Origin of the sequence: uncultured Marivita sp., assembly GCF_947488135.1 — a bacterium.
Classification (GTDB): domain Bacteria; phylum Pseudomonadota; class Alphaproteobacteria; order Rhodobacterales; family Rhodobacteraceae; genus Marivita.
Window position 1 is genome coordinate 832,728 of sequence record NZ_CANKYW010000001.1, and the last position, 14,217, is coordinate 846,944.

13 protein-coding genes are annotated in these 14,217 nt (G+C 64.0%); 9 read left to right on the forward strand and 4 right to left on the reverse strand.

Annotated elements, in window-relative coordinates; all coding sequences use genetic code 11:
- Nucleotide 1 precedes the first annotated feature (1 nt).
- The 6 genes from Q1B16_RS04230 (at nucleotide 2) to Q1B16_RS04255 (ending at nucleotide 7,339) form a co-directional block, all read left to right on the forward strand.
- A complete protein-coding gene (locus Q1B16_RS04230) occupies nucleotides 2–1,762 on the forward strand; it encodes an FAD-binding protein (protein ID WP_299784968.1) in 1,761 nt (586 codons plus the stop codon).
- 154 nt (nucleotides 1,763–1,916) lie between these two features.
- Nucleotides 1,917–2,873, forward strand: coding sequence for a fumarate hydratase (locus tag Q1B16_RS04235; RefSeq protein WP_299784969.1), 957 nt, complete (start codon nucleotides 1,917–1,919; stop codon nucleotides 2,871–2,873).
- Nucleotides 2,870–4,015 carry a CoA transferase gene (locus Q1B16_RS04240; RefSeq protein ID WP_299784970.1) on the forward strand — a complete coding sequence of 382 codons (1,146 nt, stop codon included), beginning with the start codon at nucleotides 2,870–2,872 and terminating at the stop codon, nucleotides 4,013–4,015. The genes Q1B16_RS04235 and Q1B16_RS04240 overlap by 4 nt, the downstream gene beginning before the upstream one ends.
- Nucleotides 4,012–4,677 (forward strand): fumarate hydratase C-terminal domain-containing protein, encoded by a 666-nt coding sequence (locus Q1B16_RS04245; protein WP_299784972.1) that lies wholly within the window; start codon nucleotides 4,012–4,014, stop codon nucleotides 4,675–4,677. The genes Q1B16_RS04240 and Q1B16_RS04245 overlap by 4 nt, the downstream gene beginning before the upstream one ends.
- Nucleotides 4,674–5,774: a sulfite oxidase gene (locus Q1B16_RS04250; protein WP_299784973.1), complete on the forward strand. Its 1,101-nt coding sequence runs from the start codon at nucleotides 4,674–4,676 to the stop codon at nucleotides 5,772–5,774. Before Q1B16_RS04245 ends, Q1B16_RS04250 begins: the two co-directional genes overlap by 4 nt.
- Nucleotides 5,771–7,339 (forward strand): thiamine pyrophosphate-binding protein, encoded by a 1,569-nt coding sequence (locus Q1B16_RS04255; protein ID WP_299784974.1) that lies wholly within the window; start codon nucleotides 5,771–5,773, stop codon nucleotides 7,337–7,339. Before Q1B16_RS04250 ends, Q1B16_RS04255 begins: the two co-directional genes overlap by 4 nt.
- A gap of 4 nt (nucleotides 7,340–7,343) precedes the next feature.
- On the opposite strand, the gene Q1B16_RS04260 is transcribed toward Q1B16_RS04255, so the two are convergent.
- From Q1B16_RS04260 to Q1B16_RS04270, 3 genes are read right to left on the reverse strand one after another with little or no spacing between them, the layout of a single operon-like run.
- A complete protein-coding gene (locus tag Q1B16_RS04260; protein WP_299784975.1) occupies nucleotides 7,344–7,961 on the reverse strand; it encodes a glutathione S-transferase family protein in 618 nt (205 codons plus the stop codon).
- A gap of 28 nt (nucleotides 7,962–7,989) precedes the next feature.
- Nucleotides 7,990–8,733, reverse strand: a complete 744-nt coding sequence (locus Q1B16_RS04265) for a sulfite exporter TauE/SafE family protein (RefSeq protein WP_299784976.1) — start codon at nucleotides 8,731–8,733, stop codon at nucleotides 7,990–7,992.
- Nucleotides 8,730–9,638, reverse strand: a complete 909-nt coding sequence (locus Q1B16_RS04270) for a LysR family transcriptional regulator (protein ID WP_299784977.1) — start codon at nucleotides 9,636–9,638, stop codon at nucleotides 8,730–8,732. Before Q1B16_RS04270 ends, Q1B16_RS04265 begins: the two co-directional genes overlap by 4 nt.
- 125 nt (nucleotides 9,639–9,763) lie before the next feature.
- Between Q1B16_RS04270 and Q1B16_RS04275 the strand changes: the two genes are divergently transcribed.
- From Q1B16_RS04275 to Q1B16_RS04285, 3 genes are all read left to right on the forward strand, one after another.
- Nucleotides 9,764–10,741 (forward strand): tripartite tricarboxylate transporter substrate binding protein, encoded by a 978-nt coding sequence (locus tag Q1B16_RS04275; RefSeq protein ID WP_299784978.1) that lies wholly within the window; start codon nucleotides 9,764–9,766, stop codon nucleotides 10,739–10,741.
- A gap of 80 nt (nucleotides 10,742–10,821) precedes the next feature.
- Nucleotides 10,822–11,319: a tripartite tricarboxylate transporter TctB family protein gene (locus Q1B16_RS04280; protein WP_299784979.1), complete on the forward strand. Its 498-nt coding sequence runs from the start codon at nucleotides 10,822–10,824 to the stop codon at nucleotides 11,317–11,319.
- Nucleotides 11,316–12,806, forward strand: coding sequence for a tripartite tricarboxylate transporter permease (locus Q1B16_RS04285; protein WP_299784980.1), 1,491 nt, complete (start codon nucleotides 11,316–11,318; stop codon nucleotides 12,804–12,806). The genes Q1B16_RS04280 and Q1B16_RS04285 overlap by 4 nt, the downstream gene beginning before the upstream one ends.
- Here the strand turns inward: Q1B16_RS04285 and Q1B16_RS04290 are convergent.
- Complete coding sequence (locus Q1B16_RS04290; protein ID WP_299784981.1) at nucleotides 12,799–14,217, reverse strand: exonuclease domain-containing protein; 1,419 nt, start codon at nucleotides 14,215–14,217, stop codon at nucleotides 12,799–12,801. The two genes, Q1B16_RS04285 and Q1B16_RS04290, sit on opposite strands and share 8 nt — an antisense overlap.

Sequence of the window (14,217 nt, forward strand, 5' to 3'; positions counted from 1 at the left end):
TATGTTCAGCGTAAAAGACATCGACCCGCACGACACGGATATCCTGATCCTCGGCACCGGCGGCGCGGGCATGTTCGCCGCCCTTCACGCCCTGCAAACGGCACCTGAGGGCACCAAGGTGACGATCGCCGTCAAGGGCCTGATCGGCAAATGCGGCTGCACGCGGATGGTGCAGGGCGGCTATAACGTGGCACTCGGCGGCGGCGATTCCGTCGAACGGCACTTCATGGACACGATCGAGGGCGGCAAGTGGTTGCCCAATCAGGACATGGCCTGGCGGCTCTGCGAACAGGCCGTGGTGCGTATCCGCGAGTTGGAAAACGAGATCGGTTGCTTCTTCGACCGCAACCCGGACGGATCCCTGCACCAGAAGGCGTTTGCCGGTCAGACGGCGGATCGCACGGTGCACAAGGGCGACCTCACCGGCATCGAGATTATCAACCGCCTGATGGAGCAGGTGCTGTCCCGCAATGTGGAGAAATTGCAGGAACACCGCGCCATCGGGCTGATCCCGACGAAGGACGGCACCGCGCTCTCGGGTGTGCTGATGATCGACATGCGCACAGGCAAGTTCCGCTTCGTACGCGCCAAGACCGTGCTGATGGGCACGGGTGGCGGTCCGACCATGTACAAGTACCACACGCCCAGTGGCGACAAGACGATGGACGGGCTGGCGATGGCCCTGCGCGCCGGTCTGCCGCTGCGCGACATGGAGATGGTGCAGTTCCATCCCACCGGGCTGCTTGCGGGCGATCACACTCGGATGACCGGCACGGTGCTCGAGGAAGGTCTGCGCGGCGCGGGCGGGCAGCTTGTGAACCACGCGGGCCAGCGCTTCATGTTCGACTACGACGCCAAGGGCGAACGCGCCACGCGCGACGTGGTCAGCCGCGGCATCTATGCCGAGATGCGCAAGAACAACAATCCCGAGCAGGAGGGCGTGTTCATCTCGATGGCCCATCTCGGCCCCGACAACGTGCGCGAGAAGTTCAAGGGCATGGTCAAACGCTGCGCCGACAGCGGGTTCGATCTGGCCGCGGGCAAGGTCGAGGTGGTCCCCACCGCGCATTACTTCATGGGCGGCGTCGTTGTCGATATGGACACGCGCACCGCGATGGAGGGGCTTTATGTCGCCGGAGAGGACGCGGGCGGCGCGCATGGGTCGAACCGGCTGGGCGGCAATGGTGTCGCCAATTCCACCGTCTATGGCGGCATCGCGGGCGACGTGATGGGTGCCGATGTGCGCGGCTTCGGCCTGCGCGAACCGGACATGGACGTGATGGAGGCCGAGCTTGCCCGCGCCTGCCATCCCTTTACGCGCGAGCCTGGCCTCGTGCTGCCGCTGCGCAAGGAGTTGCAGAACGCGATGTGGGACGAGGTGGGCGTGATGCGCACCGAAACCGGCCTTACCAGAGGGTTAACGCGCATCGCCAAGGTCTCGGAATCGTTGATGGAAACCGGATTGTCAGCTGACAATCTGGCGTTCAATCTGACATGGCATGACTGGCTCAACCTGCGGTCGCTCTGCGATATTTCCGAGGTCATCACCAAGGCAGCCCTTGCCCGAGACAACTCCCGCGGCGCCCATTACCGCGAGGATTTCCCAGACCCGGGCGCGATGGAGGATAGCTATTTCACCGTCGCGCAGCAAAAGGGCGATACGGTCGAGGTCAGCCGCGAGGATGTGCAGTTCACCATCGTGCGGCCGGGAGAGACGGTGCTGCCCGAGGGCGAGCCGGAGACATTGGTGGCGGCGCAATGACGAGAGTCTTTGTCTTACTTCAAAGAAACAAGGTACATCGTTTGGTGCCGGACAGCCCGCGACCGCAGGTGGGGGTGAAGCCCCCGCCCGGGGGGGCGGTCGGGGGCTGTCCGGCTTACGCCGGACGAGGCAATGCCCAAACGGGAGTTTCAACATGATCCCCATATCCCTCATCCAATCCACCGCCGAAACCTTGATGGACAAGGCGGCCATCGATATCCCCGACGATTACCTCACCGGCCTCAAACGCGCCGCCGAAACCGAAGACGGGGATCTCTCGTCCTTCGTCCTCAAGGCCATGCTCGACAATTACGAGGCCGCCAAGGAGGACCGCCGGGCGATGTGCGGCGACACCGGTGTGCCGCGCTGGTTCGTCAAGATGGGCAACGAGGCCAGCGTCGAAGGCGGCATGTGCGCGCTTGAGACGGCGCTAAGACGCGCCACCGCCACCGCCACCAACGGCGTGCCCCTGCGCCCCAACCGGGTGCATCCGCTCTGGCGCACCGATCACAACAACAATGTCGGCATCGGCGCGCCCGAGATCGAATACGGGTTCGAGCCCGAGGGCGACTGGATCGACCTCATCACCGTGCACAAGGGCGGGCTCTTCGGCACCGATTACCGCATGTTGTTCCCGTCAGATGGCATCCAGGGGATCAAACGGTTCTACCTCGACAGCCTGATGGCCTTCGGCAAGCGCGGTCTGGCCTGCCAACCGGCAATCATCGGTATCGGGCTGGGCGGCTCCAAGGACATCTGCATGACGCTGGGCAAACGCGCCTCGGTGCTGCGCACCGTGGGCAGCCGCAATTCCGATCCGCGCATCGCCGAGATGGAGGAAGAGTTCAAGGAACTCGGCAACTCCATCGGCATGGGCGCGATGGGCTTTGTCGGCAAGAATATGGTGGTGCAGTGCAACATCGAGGTGGGGTACTGCCACACCGGCGGAATGCCGATGTCGGTGCATGCCTTCTGCCTCTCCTCCCGCCGCGCCGTGGCCCGGCTCTGGCCCGATGGCCGCGTCGAATACCGCACCGATCCCGACTGGTTCACGCCGTATCAACGCCGGGAAACCGTGGACTGGGAACCCATGCACGAGGCGGCGGAATGAGCGATGGCCCCCTCAGCGGCATTCGCATTCTCGACCTGACGCATGTTCTAGCGGGTCCCTATGCGACCGGTCAGCTTGCCCTCATGGGCGCGGACGTGATCCGGGTGGAACGTCCCGACAGCGACGATTTCGTGCGACGACACGGTGGCACTGAGGCGATGAAGGATGCAGGGTTCGGCGCATCCTTCCTCAGCCAGAACAGCGGCAAAAAGTCGGTTGTTCTTGATCTCAAGGACGAAAGTGATCACGAGATGTTTCTCCGTCTTGCCGAGACAGCCGATGTCTTGGTCGAGAATTTCCGTCCCGGTGTAGTCGATCGTCTGGGTGTAGGGTTCGATGCCATACGCTCAAAGCGAACCGACATCATCTATGCCAGCCTGAGCGGATACGGCCCAACCGGCCCGCTGTCGGACCGCCCGGCCTACGATCACATCCTGCAAGGCATGTCCGGCCTAATGGCAATGACTGGCGACACTGGCAGCGGCCCGATGCGCGTTGGTTTGCCCATTGTCGATTACGTTGCCGGTCAAGCGCTGGTTGCGGCAATCCTGGGGGCGCTGTTGAACCGGGCGCGCAAACCGGGCGAAGCGCAACGGCTGACCGTTTCCATGCTGGATGCGATGACGGCCTTCATGGGGGCCTATGCGATCCACCACGAAACGACCGGCCAGTTGCGCGGGTTGGAGGGCAATCGTGCCTTTGCCGATACGCCGTTTTCCGGCCGCTTCGAGACAGCCGATGGCGCGCTGGTGGTCACCGCGAATACTCCGGCTCAGGCAGCACGTCTTTGCGCCGCGCTGGACCGGCCGGATCTGGCCAAAGACACGGACGCCTCGAACGTGGCCGACGCGCTGCGCAGGGTTTTCCCCACGGCTACCGCAGAGGTTTGGGAGGACAGGTTGTCCGCAGCAAACGTGCCCGCAGCCCGCGTCCGCACCCTTGCCGAGGCGCTGTCGCATCCGCAGATGGCAGACAGCCCGGCATGGTTGCGATTGGACGTGCCGGAACTCGACATGACCGTTCGCGCACCGTCTTTGCCATTCAATGCGCCTTGGAGCCCAAAAACGTTGCTGCCAGTGCCCGCGCTGGGTGCGCACACCGCCGAGGTTCTGGCCACGTTAGCTTTGGAGACCAAACCATGAGCCCCCGTGAAATCCGCCTCTCCACCACGCCGACCGATGAGGACATCGCAAAGCTGCGGCTGGGCGACATCGTCTACCTCGACGGGCTGATGTATACGGCCCGCGAGGGCGTCTATATGCGCGCGCTGGAGGAGAAGGCGAACATTCCGATGGAGCTGCCGTCGCAAAGTGCGGCCAACTTCCACTGTTCGCCCGCCGCCCGCATCAATGCCGATGGCAGTTTCGACATGGGGGCGGTGACGGCCACGGCCTCGTTCCGCTTTGCCAAGTGGCTGCCGGAATGGATGGAAAAGACCGGCGCACGGCTCATCATCGGCAAGGGCGGCATGACCTCGAAGGATTACAAGAGCTACTTCGTTCCTAACGGTGCCATTTACCTCTCGACGGTCGGCTACGGCACCGGCGCGCTTCTGGGGCGGGGGGTCGAGAATGTGGAGGCGGTGCACTGGAACGAGGAACTGGGCCTTGCCCAAGCCATGTGGGTCATCAAATGCAATAAGATGGGGCCGTTCATCGTGGCCTCTGACCTCAACGGTGATTGCCTCTTCGAGCGCGAGAACGCCAAGATCGCGCAGAATATCGAACGTGTCTACGAAGGCACGAAACCCGCCGTCCTGAAACGCTACGGCGAAAGCGACGACCGTTCCGACGAGGTGATATGACGACCAATCCTTTCGCGCCCGACGCGAAGCGCCCGCCCGTGACCGAGGGCGTGTTTTCGCGCGAAGAGGTGGCGCTGGCCAACCGCAACTCCGGTGCCTTGCTGGAAACACTGGACTTGGACATCACGCCCACCGGCACGCATTACCTGCTCAACCATTTCGACGTTCCGATGCTGTCCGGGGCCGATCATGTGTTGCGCTTTGAAGGCGCGTTCGATGCGCCCTACAGCCTCACGATGGACGAGATCCGCGCGCTGCCAGAGGTCACGCGCCCGGTGACGCTGGAATGTGCGGGCAACGGGCGGATCGGGGTCAGCCCGCGCTGTTTCTCGATGCCTTGGGCTTACGAGGCGGTGGGCACGTCCGAATGGACCGGCACGCCGCTTGCGCCCTTGCTGGAGCGCGCAAAGCCGCAAGCGGGGGTGCAGGATTTCGCATTCCTCGGCGCAGATTACGGCTTCGACAAGGGACAGCCGCACTACTTCGGTCGGTCGCTGACGCCGCGCCAAGTCGCGGATCTCGACGTGATGCTGGTCTGGGGGATGAACGGACAACCGCTCTTGCCACAGCACGGCGCGCCGCTTCGGATCATCGTGCCGGGCTGGTACGGAATGGCGTCGGTCAAATGGCTCACGACAGTAGAGGCGCTGACGGAACGATATCAGGGCTTCCAGCAGGTGCAGACCTACCGCTTTCGCACCGACGAGAACGATCCCGGCACGCCGATCACCACGATCCGGGTCAAGTCGCTGATGATGCCGCCCGGCGTGCCCGATTGGGTGACGCGACAACGCTGGATGCAGGCGGGACGGAAGACGCTACGCGGTCGCGCGTGGTCCGGTGGTGGGGTGCCGATCAAACGGGTGGAGGTGCTGTTGAACGGCGAGTGGCAGGAGGCGGAATTGACAGGCCGGGCAGACACTTACGCATGGACCGGCTGGCAGGTCGATTGGGACGCCACACCGGGGGTCCACGAACTTGCCTGCCGTGCGACGGATGCCGAAGGCAACACGCAACCGCTCGACGCGCCGTTCGACATGGCGGGCTTCGCCAACAACGCGGTGCACCGCGTCACCGTGCACGTGGCGGAGGCATGATGCGCGGGGCGGATGCGGTGATGCGCACGCTGGCGGCGCATGGGGTCACAGACATCTTTGCGCTCTCGGGCAACCAGATCATGCCGCTTTTCGATGCGAGCCTCGACGCTGGGCTGCGGCTCTACCATACGCGGCACGAGGCGGCGGCGGTCTATATGGCCGAGGGCTATGCGCAGATCACCGGCAGTGTCGGTGTCGCGCTGGTGACGGCGGGCGCGGGGCTGGGTAACGCGCTTGGCCCGCTCCTGACCGCGCGGGCGTCGGATACGCCGATGCTTCTGTTGAGCGGCGACAGCCCGGTGGCGCGCGACGGGCAGGGGGCGTTTCAAGAGATGGATCAGGTTGGACTGACCCGATCTCTGACCAAGTGGTCGGTGCGCGTGACCCGCGCGGAGGACCTTTGCGGAACCATCGACAAGGCCGTGCGTATGGCGCTTTCGGGACGGCCGGGGCCGGTGCATGTGTCCTTGCCGGCGGACGTTCTGCTGGCTGAAACGGATGCTGTCGGTTTGACGCAGATCCCGGATGCGGCCGCGCCGGAGGTCAGCGCCCTGCGCCAGTGGATCGACGCGGCGGAGAGGCCGGTTCTTGTCCTCGGCCCCGCGCTGAACGCGACGCGCCAGCCGGGTCTGGCGGACAGGCTGGAGCAGGCGACCGGAGCGCCGGTGATCGTGATGGAAAGCCCGAGGGGGATGAAGGACCCGTCGCTGGGCGCGATAGCGGCGGTGTTCGCAGAGGCGGATCGCGTGGTGCTCCTGGGCAAGCCGCTGGACTTCACGCTGGGCTTTGGTGCTGCGGCACCGGAGGCCGGTTGGGCCGTGGTCAACGCCGATCCGGGTGAGCTGACACGCGCGCGTCTGAACGTCGGGGATCGCGTGGCATGGACGATCGAGGCCGATGCGGTCGCTGTGGCAGAGGCGCTGTGCAAGGGATCTGCTGCGGAGCGGGATCGCGATTGGACGGGCCGCGTCCATGATGCTTGCGCGCGTCGGGTGGAGCGGAGAGACGAGAAAACCGCGATCACATCCAACGGGTTATGCGCGGCGGTTCAAGCGGCACTTGAGGAGGTCGCATCCCCCGTTCTCATTTGCGATGGCGGAGAGTTCGGGCAATGGGCGCAGGCGGGCGTGTCCGCCCCGCGACGGATCATCAACGGTGTCTCGGGCGCGATCGGCGGTGGGCTGTGTTACGCGATGGCGGCGCGGGCGGCGGACCCACTGGCGACGGTGGTCGCGCTCATGGGGGACGGGACGGTCGGGTTCCACTTTGCCGAATTCGAAACCGCCGTCCGGGAAAACCTGCCCTTCGTCGCGGTGATCGGGAACGACCAGCGTTGGAACGCGGAGCATCAGATCCAGCTGCGCGACTTCGGCGCGGACCGCACGCATGGCTGCGACCTGAGCGGCGCGCGTTATGACGAGGCGGTGACGGCGCTGGGCGGGTTCGGCGTGTTGGTGACAGAGGCGAAAGACCTGCCTGATGCGCTGCGCCGCGCCATCGCGTCCGGCAAGCCCGCTTGCGTCAACGTCATGATCGAGGGCCAGCCCGCGCCGGTCGTGACCTGACGCGTCAGATGCCGTGAATGGCCATCACGGCGAGGGTCGCCGGGCGGTGCAGCAGCGCGTTGTGATGCGCTTCGAGCTTGGGGAAGTCCGACAGATCGACCCCCGCCTTGGCCAACCAGCGCGGCACGAGGAACAGGTAGGCGTCGCAGTGTGTATAGGTGTCGCCAAGCGCCCACGGCCCTTTGAGGTAGTGGTCCTCGATGACTTGCGCACAATCGGCCAAGTTCGCGGCGACCTTGTCTTTCATCGCGGCCTGCGCCTCGGCGCTGTCGGCCCAGCGGGCGCCGCGCAGCAGATGCGCAAAAGCAACGTGGACGGTCGCACAGAGATAGGCGTTCAGCGCATCTGCTTCGGCGCGGGCGAAGGGCGTGTCGGGCAACATTTCGGCCTGCGGGTGTGTGGCGGCGACGTAGTTCAGGATGGCCGGGTTTTCGGTGATGACCCCCTCGGGTGTTTTCAGCGCCGGAACGCGGCCCTTGGGATTGACCGCGAGATAGGCCGGTTCGTGATTGGCCCCGTGCGCGATGGGAACCTCGTGGACGGCATACTCCGCGCCCACTTCTTCGAGCAGGAGATGGGACGCCAAGGCAGACGAGCCTTTCGCATAGTAGAGTGTCAGCACAAGTGGTCCTCCGGTCAGGTGCGCCAGGTCAAAGCGCCGCGCGGATCAGGATGCCCAGCCCCAAAAGCAGGGACAGCCCGATCAGCAGGCGTCTGAAGATGTTGTCCGAGATCCGACGAAACACCGCAATGCCGATCTGCGCTGCCAGAAGCGACGTGGGCAGCGCGATTAGGAAGGCGGTGACGGTGGTCGACGTATAGGCCCCACGCCACCAGAGCATCACGGTCGTGGTAAACAGAACGCTGACGTTGAAGGGTTGCAGCACCGCGCGGGTTTCGGCCTTGGGCCAGGGGCGCATGGAGCACCAGATCACCGGCAGCGCGCCCGAGAGCGACGCCATCCCGCCCAGCACCCCGCCGGTCAATCCAACCATCGAATCGAGCACCGGGGTGCGGCGTTCGAATTTGGGCAGGTTCGCGCGGAAGCTGAAAAACCCGCCGTATACGATCAACAGCCCCCCGATCAACAGCTTGAGCGTGTCCGAGTCGATGAAAGTCAGCAGAGAAATCCCCACCGGAACGCCAAGCAATCCGGGGATGATGAACCGCATCAGGCGCGGGACATTGCGGGTCAGCGCCTCGCGCACGACCCATAATCCCTGAAGCCCGGTGACCACCGACATCAGCGACACGACCGCGACGGCACTGATTGGATCGAGCGCCACGAGGAAGAACCCAAGCGCGAAAAGTGCGGTGCCGGTGCCTGCGAGGCCGTTCACGAACCCTCCGGCGAAGGCCCCCAGAGTGATGAAGAGAATCGCTTCGGTGGTCATGGAGCCTCGGTCTTGGGGGTATCCTTGGGGGGTGCGTGGTCTTCGACGGCGCGCAAGAGGGCCGCGTGGATTTCCTCGATCACGCGCAGTTTGGGATGCTCCTTGCGGTAGGCCAGTCCAAGCACCCGCGACGGCGCGCCGTCAAGCGCCACGTGGTTCAGCGGAATGGCATAGGCACTGGTCACACAAGAGCGCGGCACGATGGAGACGCCGAGGTTGGAATGCACCATGCTCGAGATCGCTTCGAGATTGCCAAGCTCCATCGCCTCGCTCACCCGGATGTTGTTTTCCTGAATCCAGGTTTCGATCAAGGTGCCCACCACAGCGTCGCGATTGAAGCGAATAAAAGGTTGCGTTTCCAGTATCTTGACGGGATCACTTTCAGTGACTTCCGAACCCGTGATCAGGTGCAGCGGCTCGGTTGCGATTTCGAGAAACGCCATGCCGAGGGGCATCAGGACGGGCTTCGTGATGATTGCCACATCGTAGTTGCCCCGATCCAGCCCGGACAAAAGCGCGGCGGTGAGCGCAGGGGTGATCCGCACGCGCAGATCGGGGAACCGCGCGCGCAGGATCGACATGGAGAGTGGTGCGAGACCGATGAGCGTCGTTGGCACCGCGCCCAGGACGACATCGCCAGTCAGCCCGTCATCGCCCAGAACCGACGGAACGAGATTGTCATAGTCCATCACCAGCTTGCGCGCGCGGGCGACAACGGCCCGACCGAGCGGCGTGAGTTCGGGGGTGCGGTGGCTGCGATCGAAAAGCGGGATACCAAGGTCGGTCTCCAGCGTGCGCATCTGCTGGCTGACGGCGGCATGGGTGATGAACACCGCATCCGCAGCCGCGCTGAAGGTCTTGTGATCCGCGACCGCGACCAGTGTTTTGAGCAATCTGATAGACATTCGGGGGTTTATGTTGGTTTTGCTTACAGAACTTGTAATTTTTTATTTCTTCGTCAAAGCTCTACTTAAGGTTAACGTAAGTCAAGAGCCCTCGGGAGGGGTGAAATTCAAAACGGGAGGACAGTATGAAACTTCGGACACTCGGTTCGGCGATTGCGGTTGGTGTGGGTGTGATGGCCGGGGCCGCGATGGCGGAATACCCAGAACGCCCCATCAACATGATCATTCCTTACGGCGCGGGCGGGGCGACGGACATCTCCGCACGCACCATCGCAGAGCCTCTGGGCACGGCGGTCGGTCAGGCCCTTGTTATGGCCAACGTCACCGGTGCAGGCGGCGCGACTGGATCGGTGGCGGTGCAGAACGCCAAGCCAGACGGTTACACGATGCTGTTTGCACGGGTCGGATCGCATTCCGTGAACCCGGCGATGAAAGCGACCTTGCCCTACACGCTGGATGATTTCCGCTTCGTGACCGTCTACGAGATCAACCCCGTGGCCTGCGCCGTGCGCCCGGACAGCGGGATCGAGTCGATGGACGATCTGATCGCCAAGGTGAACGAGGGTGGAGTCAGCTATTCGTCCTCGGGTGTCGGATCATTGCTGCACCTTGCCGGTGCGATGGTGCTCAAGGAATTCGGAGTGGAAAACCCGCTCGAGCAGGCAACGCATATTCCGCAGAAGGGCGGCGGTGAAGCTGCAACCGCGGTTCTGAACGGAACGGCGACGTTCATCTGCACGAACTCCTCGGCGCTGGCCAATTTCGTGGCAAACAACCAGCTCAAGCCGCTCATGGTGACGACGCAGGACCCGGTCGAAGGCTTCGACGTGCCGACCGCGAACGATCTGGGCAAGCCGCGCCTGAACCAGCTTGTCGGCTGGACCGGCATCGCAGGGCCCGACGGGCTTCCCGATGATGTCGCGGCCATATGGGGTGAGTGGATGGCGACCGCCACGCAGGACGCCAAGTTCCGCGAGACGATGGAATCCGTGGGCTCGGTCATCACTTTGATGAGCCCGGACGAGGCCAACGCCTTCATCGAAGAGCAGTACAACACGTTCAAGGCTCTGGTGGACGAACTGGGGATGCGGGTCGAGGGGTGATCGCTGATCCCTTGATCTGAGCCTGACTTGCGCCGGGGCCCTTGGGTCTCGGCGTTTCCACCTGCGGAGCGTCCCTGTCCATGTCTGAGAAATCCTTGCACCTGCGCCTCGGGATCATCGTATCCCTGTTCGCGCTTTTCCTTGTTTTCTACGCCATTCCTTCCTTCGTGTTCGCCCCGTCGAACGTGCGCAACATCATCCTGTCACCGGTGTTCTGGCCCTACGTTCTGGCCGGTTTGACCGGGACCATCGGTCTTGGCTTGGTGTTCAACGCGCTTACCTCGGCACCGGACACTCCGTTCGACGATGAAGAAAGCGTGCATCCCGAAGGCAGCGCGCCCTGGATGCGGCTGGCCGCGTTGGCGGTCATCATGGTGCTGGTCATGTTCGGCTTACCGCGCCTTGGCATGGTCTGGACCGCGATGCTGGCCTTTGCGGCCTGCGCGTTCCTGTTCCGCACCCGCCATCCGATCGTCGCTGTGATCTGCGCGGTGGTGGTGCCGCTCTTGCTCTACGCCTTCTTCGCGCATGTCGCGGGTGTGGCGATCCCGCAGGGCAACTTCGTGAGGCTGCCATGAGCCTGTTGGACAGCCTTGCCGCGGGCTTTGCGCTTGTCGGGAATTTCGAAGCGTTTTTCATGCTGTTCTGCGGTCTGGTGATCGGCGTCGTGGCGGGCGCGATCCCGGGCCTGTCGGCCACGATGGCGGTGGCGCTGACGCTGCCGTTCACCTTTGCGATGACGCCGATCAACGCGATCCTGCTGTTGCTTGGGGTCTACAAGGGCGGCATCTTCGGCGGCTCGATCCCGGCAATTCTCATCAAGACGCCCGGAACACCCGCGTCGTCGGCGACGATCCTCGACGGGCACCCGATGGCCGAGCGGGGTGAGGCGGGCAGGGCGCTGGGCATGGCGCTTTATGCGTCCTGCACGGCGGATGCGGTGTCGAACCTTGCGCTGATCCTCTTTGCCGGATGGCTTGCGTCCTTTGCGCTCAACTTCGGGCCGCCCGAGTTCTTTGCGCTGATCCTGTTCTCGCTCACCATCATCGCGGGCGTGTCGGGCGAAAGCCTGCTGCGCGGCGCGTTGTCGGCTTTGGCCGGGCTGCTGCTGGCGACGGTAGGGCTTGATCTGGTCTACGGGACCAACCGCTTTACCTTCGGCGATCCGAACATGATGGGCGGGCTGAATTTCATCGCTGTTCTGATCGGTCTCTTCGCTATCCCCGAGATCATCGCGATGGCGTGGAACCCGGTCGCGCATCTGGGGCGCACGCGGGCCTTGGGCAAATCGCGCTGCACCTTTGCCGACTACGCGCGCAGCTTCAAAAGCATCATCCGGGGCAGCATGATCGGCGTGTTCCTGGGCTCCATCCCCGGGATCGGGGCGGCGCCTGCGGCCTTCCTCAGCTATTCCGAAGCGCGGCGCACGTCGAAGAACAAGGCGAATTTCGGCAAGGGCGAGATCGAGGGCGTCGCGGCATCCGAGGCGGGCAACAACGGCGTGGCGGGCGCCACGCTCATCCCGCTGCTGGCGCTGGGCGTGCCGGGGGACGTGATCACGGCCATCATCATCGGGGCCTTCATGGTGCATGGGCTGCAACCCGGTCCGATGATGTTTATCCTCAACGTGGATATCATCTACGGCCTCTTTATCGGCCTGATCGTGAGTTCGGTGTTCCTGCTCGTCGTCGGATCGGTGGCGATCCGGGGGTTCCGCTTCGTAGCGGATGTGCCCAAGCGGATCCTGATGCCGGGGGTTCTGATCCTGTGCATCTATGGTGTGTTCGCGGTGAACAACAACATCTTCGACGTGGGTGTGATGTTCGTCATGGGGTGGCTCGGCTACATCATGATGCGCAACCGCATCCCGGCGGCGCCATTCCTGATTGCCTTCATCCTTGGCCCGCTGCTGGAGGACAATTTCCGCCAGTCGATGCTGATGTCGGGCAGTGATCCAAGCATCCTCTTCCGGGGGCCGATCACCTGGTTCTTCTGGTTCCTGACTTGCCTGACCGTGTTCGCCATCACCCGCAGCACGCTGCGCAAGAAGGTGCCGCTCAGTTGAGATCTTCGAGGAGACGCCCGTGACGGCGCGTCTCTTCGATGACCTGACCGAAGGTGGTCAGCCCGCGCGCCTCGAGCATCGGCAGCATCCTGACCAGCACCTCGGCGGTGGCACGCGCATCCCCCAAGGCCGTGTGGCGCAGATCGTTCGGGATGGTGACGTTCAACCGCTCGCACAGCGCGTCCAGCGTGTGACGTTCGCTGGCCCCGAACAGCACGGCGGACAAGAGGACCGTATCGAGGATAGGGTGATCCCAAGTGACGCCGGTGTCCTTCGCCTGACGGTGCAGAAACGCCATGTCGAAGGGCGCGTTATGCGCGACGATCACCGCATCGCGGGAAAAGTCGTGGAACCGTTTTGCGACCACGCGGATGTCCGGCTTCCCGCGCACCATCGCATCCGTGACCTTGTGCACCTTGGTCGAGGCGGGCGGGATCGGGCGACCGGGATCGACGAGTTGGTTGATGACCTCGCCCTCGATGATGCGCCCGTTCAGAACGCGAACGGCGCCAAGCTGCACCACATCGTCCTTGTGCGGCAGAAGCCCGGTGGTTTCGGTGTCGAAGACCGAAAAGCAGAGCGAGCGTATCGGGCGGTCGAGGATGTGCATCTCGGCCGCGCCCCGATGCTGGTCCAGCAGGTCGAAATCATAGACAAGCGGTCGCGACGCGTCGGGTGAGATATCGAGCGTCTGGCTGTCGATGATCATCAGGTAGCCGCCGCCCTCCATCGGTTTCAGCTTGGTGTCGAAGCTCTGCGTGCCGTCATGGGATTGCGCGGTGAAGCTGACATCCTTGCCCGTCCGGCCAAGCTTGCTTACCGCCGCGCCAAGGCTTTTGGCGTCGAAATATTCGGTGATCGACGCGTTGAGCCGTGCGACGCCCAACTGGGCCAGCACCTCGGCGGCCTGTCCGTCGTAAAGCACGATCTGCCCCGTGGGGCCGACAAGGATCGTGGCCACCGGGATCTCGGTCAGAAGCGCGGTCAGGCGTGCCTTTTCTGCAGACAGGCGCGCGGTTTCGCTGGCAATCGCCTGTGCCGTGCTGACGGCGGTTTCGTTGAGTTGCCGCGTCACCGCCGACGCAGCGGGGGCCAGATCGCCAAGATACCGCGCCGCGGTCATGTCCAGCTCACCCGCGACCCCGGCATGGGCGCGCGAGCGCATCTGCGAGGCCAGCCGTTCGATGGGTTTGGCGACGTTTTCGTCAAAGAGCAGCCAGACCCCGGCGGTCAGCGCAAGGATCAGGAACGCGGCGAGGATCGCGGCGAAGGTGAAGCCGTTGGCCGCCGTGGTCTCGAGCGCGCGACCGTAGCCGAACCACAGCGCGAGGCCGACCGAGGCCAGACCGCCGAGGCCCAGCAGAACGAAAAACAGGAAGATGCGGGTGCGCAGGCTGAGGCTCGAAAACAT